This is a genomic window from Microvirga arabica (assembly GCF_016811235.1).
GTDB lineage: Bacteria > Pseudomonadota > Alphaproteobacteria > Rhizobiales > Beijerinckiaceae > Microvirga > Microvirga arabica.
Map to the genome: position 1 here is coordinate 42390 of NZ_JAFBID010000028.1, position 23662 is coordinate 66051.

Here is a 23662-nt window from a genome sequence, read left to right on the forward strand (position 1 = left end):
TTTCTGTGCCACGCTTAGCCTCAAGAACAGAAGCTGTTTCCAAAGGGGGTGGAGATGGCACACGTGTCGTTTGGTTGGGCCCGGGGCCTTCCGGGTCGTGCGGCCTGGGCTTTTGTCCTGGCTGCGTCGCTGGGCCTGTCAGGGTGTATGGGCTCGGAGAGCCGTGTGTCGTCGCGCAAGGTCAGCCGGCCTCAGGCTGTTCCGGTCGAGCCGTCCTATGCGGCCGGTGTTGCCTCACCTGGCGCTCCGCTCCAGACCGGCGGATCCACCACCATCGGCACCGGCCCCGTCAAGGTCGCCCTGATCCTGCCCATGAGCGCCCCCGGCCAGGGAGGCGGTGTAGCGCAGAGCATGCGCAATGCCGCCGATATGGCGGTGAGCGAATTCCAAGGCCAGGATATCACGCTTCTCGTGAAGGACGACAACGGCACGCCTGAAGGCGCACGGGCCGCCGCGCAGCAGGCGCTCGCGGAAGGGGCCGAGCTCATCGTCGGCCCGGTTTTTTCCGGCTCCGTCCAGGCGGCCGCTCAGGTGGCGCGCGAGCGGGGCAAACCCGTCATCGGCTTCTCGTCGGATGCGAGCGTCGCCACCCGTGGCGTCTACCTTCTAAGCTTCCTCGTGCAGGAGGAGGTCGACCGCATCGTGGCCTTTGCGGCAGCGCAGGGCCGCCGCTCGATTGCGGCCCTGATCCCGGAAACGCAATATGGCCGCGTCGCCGAAGCGCGGCTGCAGCAGGCTGCCGCCCGGCAGGGACTGCGCATCGCCGCGCTCGAATATTATCCAGCCGGTCAGCCGCAGGTGGGCGTGCAGCGCCTGTCCCGCGTGATCGGCGGAGCCGCCCCGCAGGCCGATGCCCTGTTCATTCCCGACAACGGCGACGGTCTCCCGGCGGTCGCTCAGGCACTGCAGATGGCGGGGTTCGATCCCGCACGGGTGAAACCGCTCGGCACCGGCGTGTGGAACGAGCCGCGCATCTTCGCCCTGCCGGCCCTGCAGGGCGGCTGGTTCGCAGCACCCGACAACCGCGGCTTCGAGGCCTTTGCCGAACGCTACCGCGCACGCTTCAACACCGACCCGATCCGCCTTGCGACCCTCTCCTACGACGCCGTGACCTTGGCGGCGGCGCTTGCGCGCATGCAGGGCGTCCAGGGTTTCAGCGATGCGGTGCTCACCAATCCGGCAGGCTTTGCGGGCGCAGATGGCGTCTTCCGCTTCAACCCTGACGGCACCAACGCCCGCGCCCTCACGGTGCAGGAGATCCGCAACGGCACTGCCGTTGCAATCAGCGGCGCGCCGCGGACTCTGGTCGCTTCGGGAACCTAACGCTCCCTCGGGGTGTCATTCCGGTAGGAACTGGCCCGCTGCGCTGCTGGGCCAGGGAGGACCGCTCGCGAGATGGCCCATTGGAAGCTTCTCCTCAGGCGCTTGGTTCGCCAGATCTGGTTCAGGATCACGCTGTTCTGCCTGGGCGGCTTTGCGGCAGCCTTCGCGGCACTGCTGCTGCAGCCCTATATTCCCGAGGATATCGCCATCAGCGTCGGGGCCGATTCCGTCGGTAACATTCTCGGCATCCTGGCCGCCAGCATGCTGACGGTGACGACCTTTTCCCTGACCACGATGGTTTCCGCGTTCGCGTCGGCCAGCTCGAACCTGACACCGCGGGCCACGCAGCTCCTCATGGAGGATACGACGGCGCAGAATGCTCTCGCCACCTTCCTGGGTGCCTTCCTCTACAGCATTGTCGGCATCGTCGCCCTCTCGACGGGAACCTATGGCTCCACCGGACGCTTGGTCCTGCTCGCCGTTACCATCCTGGTGATCATCTTCATCGTGGTGACGCTGCTGCGCTGGATCAGCCGGCTGACCAAGCTCGGCACCGTGCGCGAGACCATCGAGCAGCTCGAAGAGGCCACGTCCTCGGCCCTCAGTCGATGGTGCAGGCATCCGCATCTTCGCGCCGCGCCTCGCCTGGACTGGATCCGCATGGCGCGCGCCGTCTATCCCGCCGAGATCGGTTACGTTCAGAACATCGACGTGGAGAAGCTGGCCTCCATCGTCGAGGGCAGGGACGTGCTGATCGACGTGGATGTTCTGCCCGGCGCCTTCGTCGAGCCGACGCGCCCTGTCGCCTATGTGGACGAGGAGATGTCGGACGAGGACATCGACCGGGTGCGCCGTGCCTTTCTCATCGGCGGGCGACGCACGTACGAGCAGGATCCTCGCTTTGGTCTCATCGCCCTGGGCGAGGTGGCCTCGCGGGCGTTGTCGCCGGCCATCAACGATCCAGGGACCGCCATCGACGTGATCAATGCCGGCGTTCGCATCTTGGCCCTCTACGGCGGCCGGAGTGCCGAGGAGGAGGACATCGCCTTTCCCAAGGTGCGGATGCCGGCCCTGTCCACCGCCGACATGATGGAGGATTTCTTCGTGCCCATCGCGCGGGACGGTGCCGGTCTGGTCGAGGTGGGGATCAAGCTGCAGAAAGCCCTCCAGTCCCTGTCGAGACTGTCGCCCGAGGTGTTCGGCAGGCTGGCCGAAGAGTACTCAGACGATGCCCTGAGGCGAGCCGCGAAAAGCCTCGACGAGGACCGTGATCTCGAACGTGTCCGCCGCCACGCTCCGACGCATCCGCCGGAGCAGATCGCCCCCAAGAGCGTGGCGTATCCCGGCTCGCAGGCCCGATAGATCAGCGGCGCGTCAGCGTCGCGTTCAGCTCGGGCTTGTTGTTGAGGGTCTGGAAGACGACGCAGTAGCGCTCGGTGAGCTTGAGCAGCTGGTCGATCTTCTCCTGCGGCGCATCCGTGTCGACCTCGAAGGAAAGGCGGATGTTCTTGAAGCCCACGGGTGCGCCCTTATCGACGCCGAGGGTGCCCCGGAAATCCAGATCGCCTTCCGCCTTCACGGCGCCGTGGCGCAGGTCGATTTCGAGCGCAGTGGCCACAGCCTTCAGCGTTACGCCCGCGCAGGCCACGAGCGCTTCGAGCAGCATGTCGCCGGAGCACAGCTCCGCCCCGGAACCGCCGGTGGCCGGGTGCAGGCCGGCAACCGCAAGCGCGCGGCCGGTCTCGACCTTGCAGGCGATGTGCTGGTCGTCGAGCGTGCCTTGCGCCTTCAGGGTGATGACGGCGGCGTTCGGGTCGCTGCGGTACTGATCCTTCAGCGGCGCCTGGAGGGCGCGAAGGGCGGTGGCGTCCATGATGGTGTCCTTGGATATGTTACCACCACAGCGCGGCGGCCTGTCGGTCGCGTTCGCGCTGGGGCTGCTGTTGCGGAGCTTTGAGGGAATGGTCGAGAGCCGTCAAGACGCGGCGCACGGAGGTCTCGAAGGGAAGCCCCGTCCTGTCGCGCGGACGCGCGAGCGTGAGCGGCAACTCGTCGAAGATGCGTCCCGGTTTCGGCTGCATGACCACGGCGCGGTCGGCCAGCGTCACCGCCTCCTGCACGTCGTGCGTGACGAGCACCACGGTCGGGCGGGTTTCCTCCCACAGACCGAGCAGGTGCTCGTGCAGACTCGCACGGGTGAAGGCATCGAGCGCCGAGAACGGCTCGTCGAGGAGGAGCACCTTGGGGTTGGTGACAAACGCGCGGGCAATCGACACACGCTGCTGCTGGCCGCCTGACAAATCGCGCGGCCAGCGGTCGGCATGCTCGACGAGGCCGATCTTTTCAAGCGCATGCGTCACGCGCGCCTTCTTCTCGGCGGTGCTCAATCCGTCGAGCCCGAATGCGATGTTATCGAACACCGACAGCCACGGCAGCAGGCGCGGCTCCTGGAACACGATGCCCACCGCTGGATGAGGCCCGGAGAGCACTTCGCCATCAAGCCGGATCCGACCGGCGCTTTCCCGATCGAGGCCCGCGATGAGGCGAAGGAGCGTGGTCTTTCCGCAGCCCGATCCGCCGATCAGCGCAACGATCTCGCCTTCATGTACGGTGAGATTGATATCCGAGAGCGCACGTGTGCCGTCGGCATAGGTTTTGGAGAGGTGCTCGAAGCTCAACATCACAATCTCTCCCGCACGGTGTCCTGCCAGCGCACGAGCGGCTTGGTGGCGACAAGGAGCAGGCTGTCGGCGAGCTTTCCGAGGATCGCGAAGGCGATGATGGCCGCAAGAATCTGGTCGGGTTTGCCCATCTGCTGGCCGTCGACCAGCAGATAGCCGAGGCCCTCCGATGCGCCCATGAACTCGGCCGCGACCACGAACATGAAGCCGAGTCCGAGGCCTGAGCGCAGCGCAATTACGGCTTCCGGCAGAACCGCCGGCAGCAGGATGCGCCGCGCGAGCTGGATGCGCGAGAGGCGGAACACGTGGCCCACTTCCACAAGCTTGCGGTCAACGGAGAGGATCGCGCCCGCGATGCCGAGATAGACCGGGAAGAACACGCCGACCGCGATCAGCGCCACCTTCGACGCCTCGAAGATGCCGAGCCACAGAATGAACAGCGGCACCCAGGCGATGGAGGGAATGGCGCGCAGGGCCTGCAGGGTCGGGTCGAGCAATTGCCGAAGGGTCTGGCTGGAGCCCGAGAGTGCACCGAGCACGATGCCCGACAACGCACCGATGATGAAACCCACGAGAACGCGCCAGAGCGTCATCCAGGCATGGGTCCACAGCTCGCCGGTTTGCGCCAGCCCCCAAAGCATCGCGATGATGCGGCTCGGCGGCGGCACAAGGCGGCCTTCTGCGAAGCCAAAGGTGACGGCGGCCTCCCAGAGGAGCGCAATGGCGACAGGCAGGAAAAAGCCGAGAAGGATGCGCCAGTCGAAGACGCGTCGCTTCTCGGTGGAGGTTGGGGCCGCGAGAGCGGCGGCACCCTCATGGGAGGACCAGGCTTGGCTTGTGGCTGGGCCTGTCACGGCGCTCTCCCGTGATGAAATCATCAGCGCGACGCAGTGGCGAAGCGGCGGTCGATCAGCGAGTCGACGGCGGCGCGCACATTGGTTTCAGGGGTGATGACACCGGCCTGCTGCAGGGCGAGGCCTGCGGCCAGGATGGTGTCGACCTGAGGCTGACCGATGGAGGAGTGCGTGAGCTCCGTGCGCTCGAGCTGGCGCTCGATCACCGGGTCAGGCAGCTTGGTATAGGCGATCAGGGACTTCTTCAGCTCGTCCTTATTGGCAAGCGCATATTTGCGCGCTTCCTCATAGGCCTTGAGCACGCGCTCCACGAGGGCTGGGTTCTCCTTGGCGAAGGCTTCCGAGACGTTGAGCACGCCCCAGGTGTTGGCGCCGGCGTTGCGGTAGAACAGCTGCGCGCCGGTTTCCACTTCAGCGGCGGCCATCAGCGGGTCGAGGCCGGCCCAGGCATCCACGTCGCCGCGCTCGAGCGCCGTGCGGCCATCCGGATGCTGGAGCAGGACGAGCTTCACGTCCTTCTCGGTGAGCTTGGCCTCCTGCAGGGCGCGCACCAGGAAGATGTGCGGATCGGTGCCGCGGGTCACGGCCACGCGCTTGCCCTTCAGGTCCTCGACCTTGCTGATGCCCGTATCCTTGCGGGTCACCAGCGCCGTCCATTCAGGGCGGGAATAGACATAGATCGACTTGATCGGGTTGCCGTTGATCTTGCCGATCAGGGCTGCGGCGCCGGCCGTGGAGCCGAAATCGATCGAGCCAGCGTTCAGGAATTCAAGCGCCTTGTTGGAGCCGAGCGACTGCACCCAGCGCACCTTGATGCCATCCTTCTCCAGTTCCTTCTCAAGGAAGCCTTTGTCTTTCAGAACAAGGCTCACCGGGTTGTAGGTGGCGAAGTCGATCTTGATTTCCTTGGGCTGCGCAATGGCGCCGTTGGCAAGCAATGTCAGGCTGGTGGCGACAGAGGCGGCGAGGAGGAGGCGGCGGGTCAGGCTCATCATATTGGTCCCATGTTTGGCGCATGGGAGCATCGTAAGAGGCGCCCGGCGCTTTAGCTGCACTTGTTTCGCGCCCGCAATCTGCATGCTTCAAATCGGCGCGTGTCCTTTTTATAGGACCGAACGTTTGTTATGTCAAACGAGATTTCTTATAAAGAACATCTTATCCGCTTTTCCGGATAAGGCCAGTCAAACCTTGGTCAGCCCTTGGGCAGAGGTCGTTTCTGGTGGTAAGCCAAACGACACCTCGTATACGGTTGTTCCATGCCATCCCTGAAGCCTCAGACCATTCTGCAAAGCCTTGGCAGCCAGACGATCCAGGATGCCGCGGGCTTACGTGCCGGGCTTGTTCCCCTGCTCAAAACTTTCCTCGATGAGGGGAGGGCAGAGGCCGAGGCGAAGCTTCTGGAGAACCAGGACGGGCTCGCCTGCGCCCGGTATCTCTGCGAGCGCATGGATGCGCTGGTGCGCATCGTCCACGATGCGGTCGTCCTGCATCTCTACCCCAGTGCCAATCCGTCCGCCGGAGAACGCGTTGCCGTGGCGGCGACCGGCGGCTACGGGCGCGGCACCCTGGCGCCGGGCTCCGACGTCGATCTCCTGTTCCTCCTGCCCTACAAGCAGACGGCGTGGAGCGAGAGCGTGGTCGAGGCCATGCTCTATGTGCTGTGGGACCTGAAGCTGAAGGTCGGGCACGCGACCCGCTCCGTGGAGGAGTGCCTGCGCGAGGCGCACGCGGATATGACGATCCGCACGTCGCTTCTCGAGACGCGCTTCCTGTTCGGTGACCGGGAGCTCTTCGACGATCTGACCAAGCGCTTCGACAAGGAAATCATCGCGACCTCGGCTCCGGCCTTCGTCGATGCCAAGCTGAAGGAACGCGATGCGCGCGTCGCCAAGGCCGGCGCCTCGCGCTACCTCGTCGAGCCCAACGTGAAGGACGGCAAGGGGGGATTGCGCGATCTCAACACGCTCTTCTGGATCGCAAAGTATGTCTACCGGGTGAAGGAACCCGAAGAACTCGTGACCGCGGGCCTGTTCACGAAGGACGAGTTCAACCTGTTCGCCCGCTGCGAGGAGTTTCTGTGGCGCGTGCGCTGCCACATACATTTCGCCACCGGCCGTGCCGAGGAGCGCCTGACCTTCGACCTCCAGCGCACCATTGCCGAGCGCATCGGCTATGCGCCCCGGGGCGGCTTGTCGGCGGTCGAGCGGTTCATGAAGGCCTATTTCCTGATCGCCAAGGATGTGGGCGATCTCACCGCCATCGTCTGCGCCGAGCTCGAAGCGCGCCAGACCAAGCCGCGCCCCATGCTCGACCGGGTGCTCGGCCGCTTCCGCCGCCGGCGCGGCGGCGCGCTGGTGGGGGACGATTTCGCCATCGACAACAACCGCCTCAATGTCGCCTGCGAGGAGGCCTTCGAGCGCGATCCCGTCAACCTGATCCGCCTGTTCTGGCTTGCCGACCGGCACAATCTCGCGATCCACCCCGATGCGAAGCGCCTGGCCACGCGCTCGCTCAAGCTCATCGGCCCGAGCCTGCGCAACGACCCTGAAGCCAATCGGCTGTTTCTCGAGATCATCACGTCCAAGCATGCCCCGGAGGTGGTGCTGCGTCAGATGAACGAGGCCGGCGTGCTCGGCCGCCTCGTGCCGGATTTCGGCCGCATCGTCGCGATGATGCAGTTCAACATGTACCATCACTATACGGTGGACGAGCATCTCGTCCGCTCCGTCGGCGTGCTCACCGAGATCGAGGCGGGGCATCTCGGGGGCGAGCATCCGCTGGCGAACCGGATCTTCCCCACCATCCAGAACCGGCGGGCGCTTTATGTGGCGGTGTTTCTGCACGACATCGCCAAGGGCAGGCCGGAGGATCATTCGACTGCCGGGGCCGCGATCGCCCGCAAGCTCGGGCCGCGCTTCGGCCTCACCGACGCGGAAACCGACACGGTCGCCTGGCTCATCGAGCATCACCTGCTCATGTCGAACACGGCGCAGAGCCGCGACCTGTCCGATCCCGCCACCATCAAGAGCTTCGCCGAGGTGGTGCAGACCATGGAGCGCCTCAAGCTCCTGCTCGTGCTCACCATCGCCGACATCAAGGCTGTGGGCCCAGGCACCTGGACGGGCTGGAAGGGCCAGCTCCTGCGCAACCTCTATCACGAGACGGAGGTGATCCTCGGCGGCGGGGTTGCGGATCTCGCCCGCTCCGAGCGCGTGCGCCTCGCCCAGGAGCAGTTGCGGGCCGAGCTGCCCGACTGGTCGGACGAAGAGTTCGAAGCATACGCGGCCCGCCATACGCCGGGCTACTGGATGAAGACGGACGAGACCAGGCGGGCGAAGCAGGCGCGTCTCCTGAGGGAAGCCGAAAAGGGCGGGCGAACCGTCACCACCGCCTACGAGACGGACCAGTTCCGGGCGGTGACCGAACTCACCATCCTGTCACTGGACCATCCGCGCCTGCTCGCCATTATCACGGGAGCCTGCGCGGCGTCCGGCGGCAACATCGTCGATGCGCAGATCTTCACCACCACGGACGGCCTTGCGCTCGACACCATCGTGCTCTCCCGCGCCTTCGACCGGGATGAGGACGAGCTGCGCCGGGCCGAGCGGGTCGCCAAGGCCATCGAGCGGGCCCTGAAGGGCGAGGTGAGGATCGCCGATCTCGTGGACGGCAAGCGTCCGTCCAAGCCTGCTTCGCGGGCCTTCCACGTGCCCCCGGAGGTGACCATCGACAATTCCCTGTCGAACCGCCAGACGGTGATCGAGGTCTCCGGCCTCGACCGGCCGGGCCTGCTCTACGACCTCACAACGGCTTTAGGCAAGCTCAACCTCAACATCGCCTCGGCCCATATCGTGACCTTCGGCGAGAAGGCCGTGGACGTGTTCTACGTGACGGATCTGACCGGCACGAAGATCACCCATGCGGGCCGCCAGGCCACGATCCGCCGGGCCCTGCTGGACGTGTTCAAGGCAGAGGAAACCGCCGCCCTCCAGCGGCGCAGCGCTTGATTTGTGGCTTAAGGGACCTGATATGTGCCCCGAACCCTTCTTTCTCCCACCTTCAGTTGATCGACCATGAATCCGAACGACACGGAAAACCAGAACGCGGCCCCGCAGGCCGAGCCCGTCAACGACGCTGCCCAAGAGGCTGCTTCCGCGCCCGAGGCCGACCCGATCGCCGTTCTCGAGGCCGAGAAGACGGATCTCAAGGACAAGCTCCTGCGCCTGATGGCCGACATGGAGAACCTGCGCCGCCGCACCGAGCGCGAGATCGCCGACGCCCGCACCTATGCGGTGGCGAACTTCGCCCGCGACATGCTCAACGTGGCCGACAATATCCGCCGCGCCATCGAGAGCGTGCCTGAGGAGGCGAGCAGGACCGCCGAAGGCGCCTTCAAGGGCCTCATCGACGGCATCGACCTCACCGAGCGCGACCTGTTGAAGAATCTGGAGCGCCACGGGGTGAAGCGGCTCGACCCGCAGGGGCAGAAGTTCGACCCGAACCTGCACCAGGCCATGTTCGAGATCCCCAACGCGGAGGTGCCGAACGGCACGGTCCTGCAGGTGGTCCAGTCCGGCTACGTTATCGGCGAGCGCGTCCTGCGCCCCGCGCTGGTCGGCGTCTCCAAGGGCGGCCCGAAGGCCGCCGCCAACGGGGCCGGCAGCGAGACGGCGGACAACTCGTCGGCGTCTTAACGAAGCCGATACCCCGAGTCGCGTGGGTGTCCCCTCCCTCCTTGTGGGGGAGGGCTAGGGAAGGGGGAGTTGGCGCCATGCTGATTTCAGCCCTGTGCTGTACCCCCCTCTCCAACTCTCCTCCACAAGGGGGGAGAGGGCTGGCTGTGCCGCTTCTGAGCCAATAGCCATTGCCTGAAACGGACCTGCATGATCAATACGAGAGCGTCTTAAGGCTCCAGCGGGCAAGGTCAGGCTCCAGGTGACTTTCCTCCAATCCATCCCCTTTGAGACCATCGGCGTCGCCGTCTTCGCGCTCTCCGGGGCGCTGATGGCGGCCCGCAAGGGCATGGACCCGTTCGGCTTTGCGTTGCTGGCGACCCTCACGGGCGTCGGCGGCGGGACCGTGCGGGACCTGCTCATCGGCATCCGACCGGTCTTCTGGGTGGGTGATCCGGGCGATGTGCTCGTCTGCCTGATCGTGGCTGAGCTGGTCTTCGCCCTCGGCCCCAAGCGCGTCATCTGGATCGAGGGCGGGCGGCAGGGCCGTCTGCTGCTGTGGGCGGATGCCCTGGGCTTGGCACTCTTTGCAGTCTCGGGCACGGCCAAGGCGCTCGGCGCCGGCGTGCCGGCCCTGTCGGCGGTGGCGCTCGGCACCGTCACGGCCACGTTCGGCGGCATCATCCGGGACATCTTCGCCGGAACGACGCCCCTGGTGCTGCGCAAGGAGATCTATGTCACGGCAGCGGCCCTGGGTGCTGCCGTCATGGTGGCCCTGCAGGCCTTCGGCCTCGATCCGTTCCTCAGCGCGGCGCTGGGCTTTGTTGCGGCCTTCGGCTTAAGGGCGCTCGCCCTCCTGCACGGCTGGTCCCTGCCGGCCTTTCCGGCCAGGGACTAGTAGGCGTTCATCTCCACGCCGTCGATCACTGCCCGGAAGCGCCGCAGGTTTTCGTCCCGCTGCTCCACCCGGGTCAGGCCTACCATGCGCACGTAGCGATTGGGCTCAAAGCGGATGGTCTGCATCACGATGATGGGCTGGCCCGATTCCGCCTCCACGGCCTTGGCGACGATCTCGTGCCAGTCCTGGCCCCTGAAGCGGAAGGCTTCCGAGCGCTCGATCCTGACATCCTTGAGGATCTGGTTGGCGTTGAGGGCCGCGCGGGCGAACTGGTTGCGCTGCTCGTCGGCGGACGGCGCAGGACTGAGCGAGGCGGCCATGATGAGGATCGGCTGCTCCACGGCCTTGATCGTGTCCTTGGGGCCGTCCGTGAACAGGACCGAGTTGCCGGAGACCGACCGCACGGGCCTGAAGCCCGCAAGGTCGCCCAGCCGGAAGGGCAGGGCGGAGACCTGCTCCTCGATGGAGATCGGTCCGCGCAGGGCGACGCTCTTCAGAGCCTCCCGGATCTGGGCCTCGCTGTAGCCGTCGCTGCCGCCGCGCACCTGCGCGATAATGAGGCCGGCCATGTCCTGGCCCTTGACCGCCATGACCCATTTGCGCCCCTGCACCGGGCCTTCCATGGTGCCGCCGATCAGCACCCCGGCCTTGTCGCCGAGCTTCAGATTCTCGCGGAAAGTTTCGTTCAGGCCCTGGCGCTTCAGGGCATCCTTAGTGAAGCCCTTGACCAGCTGCTCATAGGCCTGCGCGGGCATCTCCACGAGGTTGATGGCCGCGGCCTTCTCCTCGTTCTCGAAGCCGCTGAAGCGCCGCGACACCGTCATGTCCTGCGGCGGCACGATGCCGATCCGCGAGGCGGGCGGAAACACGGGCTCGGCCGCGAGGGCGGCCTGTAGCGACAGGATGAAACCCAAGGCAGCGGCTGCAAAAGCTTTCATGGGTATGCCCCTCCAGGAAACGTGCAGGTCGTGGTGTAGCAGAGGCTAGAGCGCCTTTTCCACCTTGCGCAAGGTGAGATTGAGCCGCCCGCCCTGCGGCAGCAGGTCCGAGCTGCCGGCGTTGAGCCGGTCGATGCCATGATAGATCAGCCGCGCCGGCCCGCCGAACACGATCGCGTCACCGGAGCGGAGCCTGATCGATTTTGTCGGGTCCCTGCGCTCAAGGCCGCCATAGCGGAACAGCGCCGTGTCGCCGAGCGACAGGGAGACGACGGGCGCGTCGAACTCTTCCTCGTCCTTGTCCTGGTGCATGCCCATGCGGGCTGTGGGTTCGTAGAAGTTGATCAGGCAGGCATCGGGCGGGTGCGGGTAGCCGCTCAACTCCTTCCAAGCCCGCAGCACCTGTTCCGGCAGGGCGGGCCACGGCTCGCCCGTCTCGGGATGCGTCGGCTGATAGCGATAGCCCTGCACATCCGACACCCAGCCCAGCCGCCCGCAATTGGCCATGCGCACGGAAAACGCTTTTCCGGTGCGCGGCATGCGCGGGGTGAAAAGAGGCGCGGTCTTCGTGATCTTGCGCAGAGACTGGAGCAACTGCTCCTGCGCCGGGCGGTCGAGATAGTCAGGGTGGTAGACGAGGCCGGGCGCGAGGGTGATGGCAGGCATGGCTTTCATCGCACTCCACTATCATTCCGGGGCGACCGGGGGTCGAGCCCGGAATGACAGTGGCAAATCCCTTACCCCTCCAGCACCTTCTTGTCGGCCACCGTCGTGTCCTCGTTGAGCTTGTAAACCAGCGGAATGCCGGTCGCGAGCTCGAGGCCGGGGATCGTCTCGGAGGTCAGGCCGTCGAGCACCATCACGAGGGCGCGCAGCGAGTTGCCGTGGGCGGCCACCAGTACGCGCTCGCCGCGCATGACGCGGGGCAGGATCTCGCGGATGTAGTAGGGCAGCACGCGGGCCACCGTGTCCTTCAGGCTCTCGCCACCGGGGGGCGGCACATCGTAGGAGCGGCGCCAGAGATGCACCTGCTCCTCGCCCCAGCGGGCGCGGGCGTCATCCTTGTTGAGGCCGGCGAGATCGCCGTAGTCGCGCTCGTTCAGGGCCATATTGGCAATGGTCTTGAGGTCGGGCTGGCCGATCTCTTCCAGGATCAGCTTGCAGGTGCGCTGCGCCCGTCCGAGATCGGACGTGAAGGCGACGTCGAACTGGACGCCCATCTCCTTGAGTCTCTGACCGGCGGTGCGCGCTTCCTGCACGCCGAGATCGGTCAGGCCCGGATCCTTCCAGCCGGTGAACAGGTTCTTGAGGTTCCATTCGCTCTGGCCGTGGCGGGCAAGCACAAGAAGGCGATCCATATCGTCGTGTCTCCAGAAAATATCGTGTGGCGTGTTCTAGCGCATCGTGCGGAAAAGTGGATCCGGTTTTCCGGACTGTACGATGCGCAAGTTATGGATTGAGCATCGGCTGGATCCCAAAAGTGCAAGTCCACTTTTGGGTCCGATGCTCTAAAGCCGATCAAGGCCAAGGACATGGTCCATGGTGTAATAGCCGGGCTTCTTGTCGAAGCCCCAGAGGGCGGCCCTCACGGCGCCTTGGGCGAAAAGGCCCCGGTCCTCGGCCCGGTGCGACAGCTCCAGGCGCTCGCCGGCACCGGCGAAGATCACGGAATGCTCGCCGATCACGGTGCCGCCACGCAGGGTCGCGAAGCCGATATCGCCGGGATTGCGCGCGCCGGTATGCCCGTCGCGGCTGCGTACGGAGCGCTCTTTGAGCGAAATCTTCCGTCCCTCCGCTGCCGCTTCTCCAAGGAGCAGCGCCGTGCCCGAAGGCGCGTCCACCTTCATGCGGTGGTGCATTTCCAGCACCTCGATGTCGAAGTCCTCGCCCAGGGTCGCCGCCACCTTGCGCACGAGGCCCGCGAGCAGATTGACGCCGAGCGACATGTTGCCGGACTGGATGATGCGCGCATGGCGCGCGGCCGCCTCCAGCTTGGCGAAGTCGGCTTCTGCCAAGCCGGTGGTGCCGATCACATGGACGATGCGCGCCTGGGCCGCGAGCGCTGCGAAGGCAACGGTTCCGGCAGGCGCCGTGAAGTCCAGCACGCCGTCGGCCTGGGCGAACACGGGCAGGGGATCGTCTGTGACGGTCACGCCGAGCGGGCCTGTTCCGGCGAGAAGCCCGGCATCCTGTCCGAGAACCGGCGAACCCTGCCGTTCGATGGCGCCGACCAGCACGCAGCCTTCCGCCTCAGCTACGGCCTTGATGAGCATGCGCCCCATGCGTCCGGCGGCGCCCACCACGACAAGTCGCATCTCGCTCATGGCCATCTCCTGTTCTGTCGGGCTCGGATATAGCGGCTTGGAAGGCGAGTGAGAAGCGGTGCCAACCTTTCCCTCTCCCCTTTGCGGGAGAGGGAAAGGGAGTCCTCACCCCGGCTGCGGCCCCTCGTAGCCTTCGATGATGATGATGTCAGCGACCGCATGACCGTCGCGCTCGGCCTTCGCGGCTTGGTATTCCGGCGAGTCCCAGCATTCCAGCGCCGCCTCGTAGCTCGGAAACTCGATCACCACGTTGCGGGCGCGGGCCTCTCCCTCGCCGATCCGATACGCGCCGCCGCGCACCAGGAAGCGGGCACCGTATTTGGCGAACGGCACCGCATTGGCCTTCACGTAGTTCTGGTAGGCGTCGGGGTTCGTGACGTCGACACGGCCGATCCAATAGCCCTTCATGGTTCAAGCTCCTTCCACAAGCACGAATTCGGCCACGCAGGCGCCCTCGCGCTTGGCCTTCGCGGCCTGATATTCGGGAGAATTGTAATAGGTCCTGGCCTGCTCGACCGAGTCGAACTCGATCACCACGTTGCGGGGACGTGCCTCGCCTTCGAGCGCTTCATAGGCGCCGCCGCGCACCAGCGGCCGGCCGCCATATTGCCTGATCGCCTCGGTGGCGCCCTTGGCGTATTCCGCGTAGGCCTCGGGGTTCGTGACGGTCACGCGGGCAATGACATAGCCTTTGGGCATCGGGCGCTCCTTTGGAGGATTCGGGTATGGCAGCGAATGCCAATGCGGCTGTAGCGTCAACCCTCATTTCCCCGTCATCACCGGCCTTGTGCCGGTGATCCCGATCCGATAGGCGCAGCGCTTCACACGATCGGGATGGCCGGCACAAGGCCGGCCATGACAAATGAGGAATGTCCCATCCATTCCCTTCTCATGATTGTGCTCTGAGGAGATCAATCCGCCAGAAGAGCGGGCAGATCCACCAACAGGCTGTCGCGGGCACGGAAGCTCGCCACGGAGTTTTCCTTGCGCTCGTCGCGGATCAGGCGTGCGAAGAGGATCTTGCGTTCGCCCTTCTGCGCCCATCCGACGAACCAGCCGAACTGGCGGTCGCGGTTTGGGCTGCCGTCCCGCGACGGTTGAAAGCCCGAGCCCGTCTTGGCATAGGCCGTCCAGCCGTCGGGCAGCGGGAAGGTGGGCATGACCGCAAGCGTCATGTCGTGAGCCTTCGCGGAGACAGGCAGCTCGCGCTTGAGGAGCTTTGTCAGAAAAGCGATCTGCTCGACGGGCGAGATCTGAAGCGAGGAGCTCAGCCACGCATGGGTGAGGCCGTTGGCCTTGCCCTTGTCGCCGCTCACGTCGCGATTGCCATAACCGAACGCATCGACATAACGCCGGAAGCGCTCCATGCCCATCTCGCGGGTCAGCACCTGCGAATACCAGACCACGGAGTCGCGCAGCCACGGGCGCGGGGTGATGGTCTTCCGCCATGCCTCGTTCCAGGCCTTGTATTCGGGCCTGTAGGGCCAAGCGGGCTCGTCCTCGTCCTTGAGGATGCCGGCGTCGTAGCCCATCACGCTCAACGGAACCTTGAACGTGGAGGCCGGGCTGTTGCGGCGCTCGCAATCGCCCTCGCGCTTCAGCACGCGGCCGGTGTCAAACGCGGTGACGAGGGTGCAGGTGTCGGCCCGGGCTGTGCCGGCGAGCGCAAGGAGGCAGGAGCACGCAAGGAGCAGGCGAGCCAGCATCGGGTGTCTCTCAGGCGCCGGCGATGTCGCGCAAGATGGCTTCCGCCGCGGCCCGCGGATCGGCGGCCTTCACGATGGGGCGGGCGACCACGAGGTGGTTGGCCCCGAGCCGGATCCCTTCCGCCGGTGTGACGATGCGCTTCTGATCGCCGGCCTCCGAGCCCGCGGGGCGGATGCCGGGGGTGACGATCAGGCAGTTGCGGCCAACGATGCCGCGCACGGCTTGTGCTTCCGTGGCCGCGCAGACGATGCCGTCGACGCCGAGATCGCGCGCCTGCTCGGCGCGGCGCGCCACGAGTTCCGCCGCCGGGACGGGTGCATAGCCCGCCTCCACGAGATCGTTGTCGTCGTAGGACGTCAGCACGGTGACGGCGAGGATTTTCAGGCCCGTTCCGGCCTTTCCGGCCACCGCGGCGCGCATGGTCTGCGGATAGGCATGGACGGTGAGGAACGTGGCGCCGAGGCGCGCCACCGAGCGCACGCCTTCCTCCACCGTGTTGCCGATGTCGTGAAGCTTGAGATCGAGAAAGACCTTCTTGCCCTGGCCGATCAGCTCGCGGGCGAATTCGAAACCGCCTGCGTACGCCAGCTGATAGCCGATCTTGTAAAAGGTGCCGGCATCGCCGATGCGCTCGACGAGCGCGCGCGCCTCCTCGACGGACGGAACATCGAGGCCGATGATGAGCCTGTCGCGAATGTCTCCTGCGGGGACGGAATTCGTCGGAAGAGACATCGCGGCACTCATGGGTTAGTGACCTTGTTGTAGACCCAGACGCGGGCCGGGGGCAGGTTGCGCCAGATCCGGTTGGAGGCACGGGCGCTGTAGCTGTCCGAGCGCGCCGGGATCGGCGGCACCACCGCATAGGTGAACTGGATGAACGGCGCGCCAGGATGCATCATCGCCTGCGCGGTCTCGAGCAGCTCCAGGCGCTGATCCATGGGCTTGGTGAAGAGCGGCAGGCTCGACACGGTGGCGGCCCCGGGCTCCTTAAGGATGCCCGAGAGCGTCTCCTTCAGATCGTACGCATCGCCCTGGATGATCGTCGCCTTGGGAAAGCGGCGCTTCAAGAGCTGGCAGAATTCGGGGTTGTACTCGATGAGGACCAGCCGGTCCTGGGCCACGCCGCGCCGGATCAGGGCATCGGTCACCGGGCCGGTGCCGGGGCCGAGCTCGATCACCGGGCCTGGAATGCGCGGGTCCACATAGGCCGCCATGGTCCTGGCCAGGATCTTGCCGGACGGGGTGACCGCACCGACGGTGAGCGGCCGTTCGAGCCAGGACCGCAGGAAGCGCGCCTCATCCTGGAAGCGATCTTTCTTGAGAGGGATTTTCCGGGCCGTTGGCCGTTGGAACGACTGAACCACTAAGCTGACCCCTCGATCTTGCAGATCACGTTCGCTCTTTAGAATCCAATGAAAACGACCGTCAAGTTAAGTTGATCCGCCCAGTCCGTCGAGAAACTCGCGGAAACGCGAGAAAAATCCCGAGCTTTCCGGGTGGTTTTCCTTGGAGCACTCCTGGTCGAACTCCATCAGGAGCTCGCGCTGGCGCTTGGTGAGCTTCTGCGGGGTTTCCACAACAACCTGGATGTAGAGGTCGCCCACATCGCGCGAGCGCAACACCGGCATGCCCTTACCCTTCAGGCGGAACTGCTTGCCGGTCTGGGTGCCCTCGGGCACCTTCACGAGCGCCTCGGAGCCACCCAGCGTCGGCACATTGAACTCGCCGCCGATGGCGGCCGTCACCATGGAGATCGGCACGCGGCAGAACAGGTCCGCCCCGTCGCGCTGGAAGAACGGGTGCGGCTTGATCGACAGGAAGATGTAGAGATCGCCCGCAGGCCCGCCGCGTAGGCCGGCTTCGCCCTCGCCCGCAAGGCGGATGCGCGTGCCGTCCTCGACGCCCGCCGGGATGTTGACCGAGAGCGTGCGCTCGCGGGTGACGCGTCCGGCGCCGCCGCAGGAGGCGCAGGGGTCGTCGATGACCTCGCCGCGCCCGTGGCAGTTGGGGCAGGTGCGCTCGATGGAGAAGAACCCTTGCGTCGCCCGCACCCGACCGGCGCCGCCGCAGGTCGGGCAGGCCTTGGGCTTGGAGCCCGGCTTCGCCCCGGAGCCCGTGCAGGCCTCGCAGGTGACGGAGGTCGGAATCCTGAGCTCCGCGTTCTTGCCGTGGAAGGCCTCATCGAGGGTGATCTCGAGATTGTAGCGCATGTCGGCGCCGCGCTCGCGCCCGCCGGCCCCGCGGCCGCGACCCCGCGCGCCGCTGGCATCGCCGAAGAAGTTCTCGAAGATATCCGACATGAAGTCGGAGAAATCGCCGTTGAAGCCCGGCCCGCCGGCGCCGCCGCCATTGGCGAAGGCCGCATGGCCGTAGCGGTCGTAGGCCGCGCGCTTCTGGCCGTCGGAGAGGGTCTGGTAGGCCTCGTTGATTTCCTTGAACTTGACCTCGGCCTCGTGATTGCCCGGATTCTTGTCCGGGTGATACTGCATCGCGAGCTTGCGGAAGGCGGATTTCATTTCCGCCTCGGTCGCGGTCTTCGCGACGCCGAGAACCTCGTAGTAATCGCGCTTGGACATACTCATCTCATCAGCGGCATTTTTTCAGGAAGCAGCCGAGGAGTCGGCTTGTAATTGATCTCTTCTTCACACGCACTCATTTTGGGCCGGTAAAGAGCTTGACCTTCATCATAGGTCTTGGCCAAAATCTCTTCAGAAGGTCTCATAGTATTGGAAAACCGGTCAGAAGGATCTTTCGTGACCGGATGCACTGCAAAGGCAATAGCAGTAGCTATTCCTTTCAACCCATTGAGCGCCTCAAGACAGGTGTTGGACGAACTGGAATTCTCGTTGAGCCGCTGGTAGGTGAAGAGCAAGTCGTTAGCAAGCGCGGCTCGTGAATAGTCCTTCTTCTCGGTCGCTAGTTTTAGATTCTGCTCAACGAGGAGCATGCTCTTGTGAAGATATTGCATGCTCCGGCGTGTTTTTGGATCCATCTCGGCCCAAGCAGGCGTTACCACCACCCCAGCGCAGAGCATGCCAGCCAAAATCTGCCTGTGAGGACGATTGGACATGTCAGGCGCTCCTGAGAGCGGTCGGTAGATCGATCATTGGTGTTTCAAGCTCATTTCACGAAAACGGCACCCGGTCATGAAACCGGGTGCCGAATTCTCTAAAGAGCGCTCGTCATTTAGGCGCGCTTTTTCTTGTCGCCTTCGTCGACTTCCTGGAAGTCGGCGTCGATGACGTCGTCCTTCTGGGCGTTGTCGCCGCCCTCAGGCTGCTCGCCGCCTTCCGCAGCGCCGGCCTGGGCCGCGTACATGGCTTCGCCGAGCTTCATGGAGGCCTGCATCAGGTCCGTGGTGCGGGCCTTGATGACCTCGGAGTCTTCGCCGGCCAGCGCCTGACGCAGGGCGTCGATGGCGGTGGTGATGCCCTGCTTGTCGGCTTCCGACACCTTGTCGCCGTACTCGGTCACAGACTTCTCGGTGGCGTGGATCAAGCTCTCGCCCTGGTTCTTCGCCTCGACGAGCTCGCGACGCTTCTTGTCTTCCTCGGCGTGAGCCTCGGCGTCCTTCACCATCTTCTCGATGTCGGCGTCGGACAGACCGCCGGAGGCCTGGATGCGGATCTGGTGCTCCTTGCCGGTCGCCTTGTCCTTCGCCGTGACGTTCACGATGCCGTTCGCGTCGATGTCGAAGGTCACCTCGATCTGCGGCACGCCGCGGGGTGCGGGCGGAATGCCCACGAGGTCGAACTGGCCGAGCAGCTTGTTGTCCGCGGCCATTTCGCGCTCGCCCTGGAAGACCCGGATCGTCACCGCGTTCTGGTTATCTTCCGCGGTGGAGAACACCTGGCTCTTCTTCGTCGGGATCGTCGTGTTGCGATCGATCAGACGGGTGAACACGCCGCCGAGCGTCTCGATGCCGAGCGACAGCGGGGTCACGTCGAGAAGCAGAACGTCCTTCACGTCACCCTGGAGCACGCCGGCCTGGATCGCAGCGCCGATGGCCACGACCTCATCCGGGTTCACGCCCTTGTGCGGCTCCTTGCCGAAGAAGTTCTTCACCACTTCCTGGATCTTGGGCATGCGGGTCATGCCGCCGACCAGAACCACCTCGTCGATGTCGCCGGGGTTGATGCCCGCATCCTTGAGGGCCTTGCGGCAGGGCTCGATGGTCTTCTGCACGAGGTCGTCCACGAGCTGCTCGAACTTGGCGCGCGAGAGCTTGAGGGCCAGGTGCTTCGGACCGGAGGCATCCGCCGTGATGTAGGGCAGGTTGATCTCGGTCTGGGACGCGGAGGACAGCTCGATCTTGGCCTTCTCGGCCGCTTCCTTCAGGCGCTGGAGGGCGAGCTTGTCCTTGGTCAGGTCGATGCCCTGCTCCTTCTTGAACTCCGCCGCCAGGTACTCGACCAGGCGCATGTCGAAGTCCTCGCCGCCGAGGAAGGTGTCGCCGTTCGTCGACTTCACCTCGAACACGCCGTCGCCGATCTCGAGCACGGACACGTCGAAGGTGCCGCCGCCGAGGTCATAGACCGCGATCATGCCGGTCTGCTTCTTGTCCAGGCCATAGGCCAGGGCCGCAGCCGTCGGCTCGTTGATGATGCGCAGGACCTCGAGGCCGGCGATCTTGCCGGCATCCTTTGTGGCCTGACGCTGGGCGTCGTTGAAGTAGGCGGGAACCGTGATGACGGCCTGCGTGACGGGCTGCCCGAGATAGGACTCGGCCGTCTCCTTCATCTTCTGAAGGGTGAAGGCGGAGATCTGCGAGGGCGACATCTGCTTGCCGTCGGCCTCGACCCAGGCGTCGTTATTGCCGCCCTTCACGATGTGATAGGGAACGAGGCCCATGTCCTTCTTGGTCATGGGGTCGTCGAAGGTGCGGCCGATCAGGCGCTTGATGGCGAAGAAGGTGCGCGACGGGTTCGTGACCGCCTGGCGCTTGGCCGGCTGGCCGACGAGGCGCTCGCCTTCGTCCGTGAACGCCACGATGGACGGGGTCGTCCGGGCGCCTTCCGCGTTTTCGATGACTTTGGGCGTCGAGCCTTCCATGACTGCGACGCAGGAATTGGTGGTGCCGAGGTCGATACCAATGACCTTACCCATGGCGGGATCCCTCACTTTCAAGCAGACCGCCGAGCCCTCAAAGCAGCTCGGCCCATGGCTTACATGTTGCTGACAAATTGCCGGGACCGCCTCAAACCGAGCCGTGCCCCGTGCTGGCGCTGATATAAGAAGGGGTTTTCAGAGCTGCAAGACGAAGGTGGGCGCTAGTTTGCGCCAATTCGCCGGAGCCGGACCCTGTTGCATTCCTGCAATATGGGCTGGCGGCCTCGGGGCAATTTCGTTTCAGGCAGAGGAATTTTCAGGCGTGATTTCAACGATCAGGCTGAGCGCTGCCCTTAAGACCACCTGCCCGGCCTCGTCTCGGACGCTGACGATGAAGGTTTTCTGATCGCCGGCGGGAAGGGCATCCCGGGCCAGGTCGGGAAGGGCCTTCTGAGCTTCGGCCTTGGCCGTGTCGAGGTTCTGCAGCTCAAGTCCCTCACTGTCGGGGACAAACAGGTTGCCATCGTATGTATCGAAAAAATAGCGCGGCAACGACGTTCCCTCATGGCCTAATGTCTGACAACTCAAGGAAAGGGCGATTGGTTCGGATTTCTGGCGGAAGCCGAGGAAAAGTCTGGAATTTTAAGCCTCTGAACGGTTCCTGAACGGTGGCTGGCCAAGCAGGCTGCTCCGGCTTACCATGCTGACGCATGGCCGGTATGGCTGTGGCTGGTTGCGGGACGCTGGACCCGTGAGAAGAGGAGCCCGACGATGCTGGCCCATTCCCCGAACGGCCTGATGATCCGCAAGCTGGAGAGCATCTTCCCGCTGTCGGACGAGGAGAGGCAGGTTCTGTCCGAACTTCCGATCCAGGTCACGGCCTTCAGGCCCGACCAGGACATCGTGCGCGTCGGCGACCACCCTTTCCAGTGCTGCTTAGTGCTGCAGGGCTTCACCTGCGTCTACAAGCTCACGGCCGAGGGGAAGCGGCAGATCGTGGCCTTCCATGTGCCCGGCGACATCCCCGACCTGCAGAGCCTGCACCTGAAGGTCATGGACAACAGTGTCGCCACGGTGAGCCCCTGTACGCTGGGCTTCATCCCGCATGAGACCCTGCACGAAATCTGCAACCGCTATCCCCGGATCACCGCCGCCTTCTGGCGCGAGACCCTGGTCGACGCCTCGATCTTTCGGGAGTGGATGACCGGCATCGGGCGGCGCGAGGCCTATAACCGGATGGCCCATCTCCTGTGCGAGCTGAAGGTGCGCCTGGAAGCGGTCGGGCTCGTTGAGGACGGAACCTTCGACCTGCCCATCACCCAGGCCGAACTCGCGGATGCGGTCGGCGCCAGCACGGTCCACGTCAACCGGGTACTGCAGGAGCTTCGGGCCGACGGGCTCATCCGCAGCAAGGGACTGCAGGTGAGCATCCTGGACTGGGCGGGATTGAAGGCAGCGGGCGATTTCGACCCGCTCTACCTCCACCTCCGGCGGGACGGGAACGCCTGAGCCCGACCTGTCTGCCGCTAGGGTGCTGACGGCATTGATCGCCTTAATACCGGTAGCTCGACCGATAGCCGTTCCGGCACTTCACCTCTTCCTTGTACTCGCCGCTCTTCTCCAGCTTGCGCTCGACCTTGCAGCGGCCGTCGTCGTACTCTTCCTTGAAGGCGCGACGCTCGCGGCGGGGTTGCTCGTAGCCGTATGCACGGCCAGGGCCGTCATAGCTGCGCTCATAGCCGCCGCGCCAGCGGCCCTTGCCGCTCTCATCCTTGTCCGGGTCGGCCGAGGCACTGCCCGCCCATCCGGCCAGGATCAGGCTCAATGCGGCAGTCCATCCAAGAACCTTCATCGGCAACTCCTTCACGCTCGTCCTGAGCGAACGGGTGAGCATGGGGAAGGTTGCACTAGCTGAGGCTGCCTGAACCGGGGCCGAACAGCCCTGTAGGCACTCGGTGGTTGGGCTCCTAAGCCTCGCTGCCGTTCAGGCTCCGCCCCGCTTCCCATCCCAAAATCGCCTGCTTGCGGGTGAGCCCCCAATGGTAGCCGGTGAGCGCGCCCGAGCGGCCGAGGACCCGGTGGCAGGGGACCACGAAGGAGACCGGGTTTTTGCCCACCGCCGCGCCCACGGCCCGGCAGGCGGCGGGCTTGCCGATGTGGCGGGCGATGTCGGAATAGGTAGTGGCCCGGTCGCGGGGGATGCGCAGCAGGGTCTGCCAGACACGGACCTCGAAATCGGTGCCGATGAGCACCACCCGGAGCGGCTGCTCGGCCTGCCATTGCGACGGGCTGAAGATGCGCCTGGCCACCGGGGCCGTGGCGGCCGGATCTTCCACGTATTCCGCCCTCGGCCAGCGGCGGGTCATATCGGCGAGCGCCGCCGCACGGTCGCCGTCGTCCACGAAGCCGAGGCCCGCGAGCCCCCTGTCGGTCACGATGAGCAGCGACTCGCCGAACGGCGAGGGATGGAAGCCGAAGCGCATGGTGAGGCCTGCGCCGCCCGCCTTGTAATCGCCCGGTGTCATGGCCTCGTGGGTCACGAACAGGTCGTGCAGCCGGGCCGGTCCCGACAGGCCGAGCTCATAGGTGGCATCGAGCACGCTGGCGGAATCCGCCAGCAGCGCCTTGGCGTTGTCGAGCGTGATTGCCTGGAGAAAGGCCTTGGGCGACAGGCCGGCCCAGCGCCGGAAGAGATGGTGCACATGGGTGGTGGAGAGCCCCACATGGTCGGCGATCGCCTCCAGCGACGGCTGCTCGCGCCAGCGCTCGGAGATGAACGCGATAATCCGGCGCACCCGCTCGTAGTCGGAATGGGGCTCGTCCGGCACCACGAGGTCGGCCGGTTCGATGGTGATGCTGCGCAAGGTATCGAGCATGGGAGTGATCCTTTATTGCCGATTATCCTAGCCGCGGGAGATGGCAGGCGACACCCGATTTCTGCGGTGAATTTTTCGCCCATCCCGATAGGACGGGAATGGCGGGTGTCATCCCCGGCGCAGAAAGTGCGAAGGGATCCATGGCGCCGAGCGTATGGGTGGATTCCCTTTCCCTCCGCTGCACTCAGGCCGGGAATGACGCGCTCCGCCGTCATCCCCGGACTTGATCCGGGGATCCACGTCTTGCAACGTTGTAGTTCCCAAGACGTGGTTGGCCGGCACAAGGCCGGCCATGACGAAGAGGCAATGTTCTCACTTTGTTCTTGACAGCTGTTCTAA

Annotated in this window: 25 protein-coding genes; 6 read left to right on the top strand and 19 right to left on the bottom strand. The window is 65.2% G+C overall.

What is annotated here, in order from left to right:
- Positions 1–165 precede the first annotated feature (165 nt).
- Both JQC81_RS15535 and JQC81_RS15540 read left to right on the top strand, forming a co-directional pair.
- On the top strand, positions 166–1323 hold the full coding sequence (locus JQC81_RS15535) for a penicillin-binding protein activator (RefSeq protein ID WP_312887525.1): 1158 nt from the start codon (positions 166–168) through the stop codon (positions 1321–1323).
- A 72-nt stretch (positions 1324–1395) separates the two neighbouring features.
- Positions 1396–2685 carry a DUF2254 domain-containing protein gene (locus JQC81_RS15540; RefSeq protein ID WP_203272714.1) on the top strand — a complete coding sequence of 430 codons (1290 nt, stop codon included), beginning with the start codon at positions 1396–1398 and terminating at the stop codon, positions 2683–2685.
- Position 2686: 1 nt separating this feature from the next.
- Here JQC81_RS15540 and JQC81_RS15545 read toward each other — a convergent pair whose 3' ends face one another.
- Genes JQC81_RS15545 through JQC81_RS15560 form a run of 4 tightly spaced genes read right to left on the bottom strand, consistent with a single transcriptional unit; the run spans position 2687 to position 5853 of the window.
- On the bottom strand, positions 2687–3196 hold the full coding sequence (locus JQC81_RS15545) for an OsmC family protein (protein WP_203272715.1): 510 nt from the start codon (positions 3194–3196) through the stop codon (positions 2687–2689).
- A 19-nt stretch (positions 3197–3215) separates the two neighbouring features.
- The gene (locus tag JQC81_RS15550; RefSeq protein ID WP_203272716.1) at positions 3216–4004 is read right to left on the bottom strand and encodes an ABC transporter ATP-binding protein; all 789 of its coding nucleotides are present in this window, start codon (positions 4002–4004) and stop codon (positions 3216–3218) included.
- The gene (locus JQC81_RS15555) at positions 4004–4858 is read right to left on the bottom strand and encodes an ABC transporter permease (protein ID WP_203272717.1); all 855 of its coding nucleotides are present in this window, start codon (positions 4856–4858) and stop codon (positions 4004–4006) included. The genes JQC81_RS15550 and JQC81_RS15555 overlap by 1 nt, the downstream gene beginning before the upstream one ends.
- A gap of 23 nt (positions 4859–4881) precedes the next feature.
- On the bottom strand, positions 4882–5853 hold the full coding sequence (locus JQC81_RS15560) for an aliphatic sulfonate ABC transporter substrate-binding protein (RefSeq protein WP_203272718.1): 972 nt from the start codon (positions 5851–5853) through the stop codon (positions 4882–4884).
- Positions 5854–6114: 261 nt separating this feature from the next.
- Between JQC81_RS15560 and JQC81_RS15565 the strand changes: the two genes are divergently transcribed.
- From JQC81_RS15565 to JQC81_RS15575, 3 genes are all read left to right on the top strand, one after another.
- Entirely contained in the window at positions 6115–8865 is a 2751-nt protein-coding gene (locus JQC81_RS15565) for a [protein-PII] uridylyltransferase (protein WP_203272719.1), read from the top strand.
- A gap of 66 nt (positions 8866–8931) precedes the next feature.
- The gene (gene grpE / locus JQC81_RS15570; protein ID WP_203272720.1) at positions 8932–9552 is read left to right on the top strand and encodes a nucleotide exchange factor GrpE; all 621 of its coding nucleotides are present in this window, start codon (positions 8932–8934) and stop codon (positions 9550–9552) included.
- Positions 9553–9793: 241 nt separating this feature from the next.
- Positions 9794–10429 carry a trimeric intracellular cation channel family protein gene (locus JQC81_RS15575; protein WP_312887526.1) on the top strand — a complete coding sequence of 212 codons (636 nt, stop codon included), beginning with the start codon at positions 9794–9796 and terminating at the stop codon, positions 10427–10429.
- Here JQC81_RS15575 and JQC81_RS15580 read toward each other — a convergent pair.
- The 13 genes from JQC81_RS15580 to JQC81_RS15640 all read right to left on the bottom strand — a co-directional run bounded on the left by JQC81_RS15580 (position 10426) and on the right by JQC81_RS15640 (position 20999).
- Entirely contained in the window at positions 10426–11367 is a 942-nt protein-coding gene (locus tag JQC81_RS15580) for a hypothetical protein (RefSeq protein WP_203272721.1), read from the bottom strand. The two genes, JQC81_RS15575 and JQC81_RS15580, sit on opposite strands and share 4 nt — an antisense overlap.
- A gap of 45 nt (positions 11368–11412) precedes the next feature.
- Positions 11413–12033 carry an alpha-ketoglutarate-dependent dioxygenase AlkB family protein gene (locus tag JQC81_RS15585; RefSeq protein WP_203272722.1) on the bottom strand — a complete coding sequence of 207 codons (621 nt, stop codon included), beginning with the start codon at positions 12031–12033 and terminating at the stop codon, positions 11413–11415.
- A 71-nt stretch (positions 12034–12104) separates the two neighbouring features.
- Positions 12105–12725 carry a 2,3-bisphosphoglycerate-dependent phosphoglycerate mutase gene (locus JQC81_RS15590; protein ID WP_203272723.1) on the bottom strand — a complete coding sequence of 207 codons (621 nt, stop codon included), beginning with the start codon at positions 12723–12725 and terminating at the stop codon, positions 12105–12107.
- A 150-nt stretch (positions 12726–12875) separates the two neighbouring features.
- Positions 12876–13682 (bottom strand): 4-hydroxy-tetrahydrodipicolinate reductase, encoded by an 807-nt coding sequence (gene dapB, locus JQC81_RS15595; RefSeq protein ID WP_203272737.1) that lies wholly within the window; start codon positions 13680–13682, stop codon positions 12876–12878.
- A 114-nt stretch (positions 13683–13796) separates the two neighbouring features.
- Positions 13797–14099 (bottom strand): DUF1330 domain-containing protein, encoded by a 303-nt coding sequence (locus tag JQC81_RS15600; RefSeq protein WP_203272724.1) that lies wholly within the window; start codon positions 14097–14099, stop codon positions 13797–13799.
- Between the two features lie 3 nt (positions 14100–14102).
- Positions 14103–14390 (bottom strand): DUF1330 domain-containing protein, encoded by a 288-nt coding sequence (locus JQC81_RS15605; RefSeq protein WP_099510743.1) that lies wholly within the window; start codon positions 14388–14390, stop codon positions 14103–14105.
- A gap of 212 nt (positions 14391–14602) precedes the next feature.
- Positions 14603–15397: a class D beta-lactamase gene (gene blaOXA, locus JQC81_RS15610; RefSeq protein ID WP_203272725.1), complete on the bottom strand. Its 795-nt coding sequence runs from the start codon at positions 15395–15397 to the stop codon at positions 14603–14605.
- 10 nt (positions 15398–15407) lie between these two features.
- Positions 15408–16130 (bottom strand): orotidine-5'-phosphate decarboxylase, encoded by a 723-nt coding sequence (gene pyrF, locus JQC81_RS15615; protein WP_246520448.1) that lies wholly within the window; start codon positions 16128–16130, stop codon positions 15408–15410.
- Positions 16131–16138: 8 nt separating this feature from the next.
- Complete coding sequence (locus JQC81_RS15620) at positions 16139–16762, bottom strand: class I SAM-dependent methyltransferase (RefSeq protein ID WP_203272727.1); 624 nt, start codon at positions 16760–16762, stop codon at positions 16139–16141.
- A gap of 66 nt (positions 16763–16828) precedes the next feature.
- Entirely contained in the window at positions 16829–17974 is a 1146-nt protein-coding gene (gene dnaJ / locus JQC81_RS15625; RefSeq protein WP_203272728.1) for a molecular chaperone DnaJ, read from the bottom strand.
- Positions 17975–17976: 2 nt separating this feature from the next.
- A complete protein-coding gene (locus JQC81_RS15630) occupies positions 17977–18468 on the bottom strand; it encodes a hypothetical protein (protein WP_203272729.1) in 492 nt (163 codons plus the stop codon).
- 116 nt (positions 18469–18584) lie between these two features.
- Positions 18585–20504, bottom strand: coding sequence for a molecular chaperone DnaK (gene dnaK / locus JQC81_RS15635; protein ID WP_203272730.1), 1920 nt, complete (start codon positions 20502–20504; stop codon positions 18585–18587).
- A gap of 243 nt (positions 20505–20747) precedes the next feature.
- On the bottom strand, positions 20748–20999 hold the full coding sequence (locus tag JQC81_RS15640) for a DUF6894 family protein (RefSeq protein WP_203272731.1): 252 nt from the start codon (positions 20997–20999) through the stop codon (positions 20748–20750).
- 219 nt (positions 21000–21218) lie between these two features.
- Between JQC81_RS15640 and JQC81_RS15645 the strand changes: the two genes are divergently transcribed.
- Positions 21219–21956, top strand: a complete 738-nt coding sequence (locus JQC81_RS15645) for a Crp/Fnr family transcriptional regulator (protein WP_203272732.1) — start codon at positions 21219–21221, stop codon at positions 21954–21956.
- Between the two features lie 43 nt (positions 21957–21999).
- On the opposite strand, the gene JQC81_RS15650 is transcribed toward JQC81_RS15645, so the two are convergent.
- Both JQC81_RS15650 and JQC81_RS15655 read right to left on the bottom strand, forming a co-directional pair.
- Positions 22000–22299, bottom strand: coding sequence for a hypothetical protein (locus JQC81_RS15650; protein ID WP_203272733.1), 300 nt, complete (start codon positions 22297–22299; stop codon positions 22000–22002).
- 115 nt (positions 22300–22414) lie between these two features.
- The gene (locus JQC81_RS15655) at positions 22415–23323 is read right to left on the bottom strand and encodes a methylated-DNA--[protein]-cysteine S-methyltransferase (RefSeq protein WP_203272734.1); all 909 of its coding nucleotides are present in this window, start codon (positions 23321–23323) and stop codon (positions 22415–22417) included.
- Positions 23324–23662 lie beyond the last annotated feature (339 nt).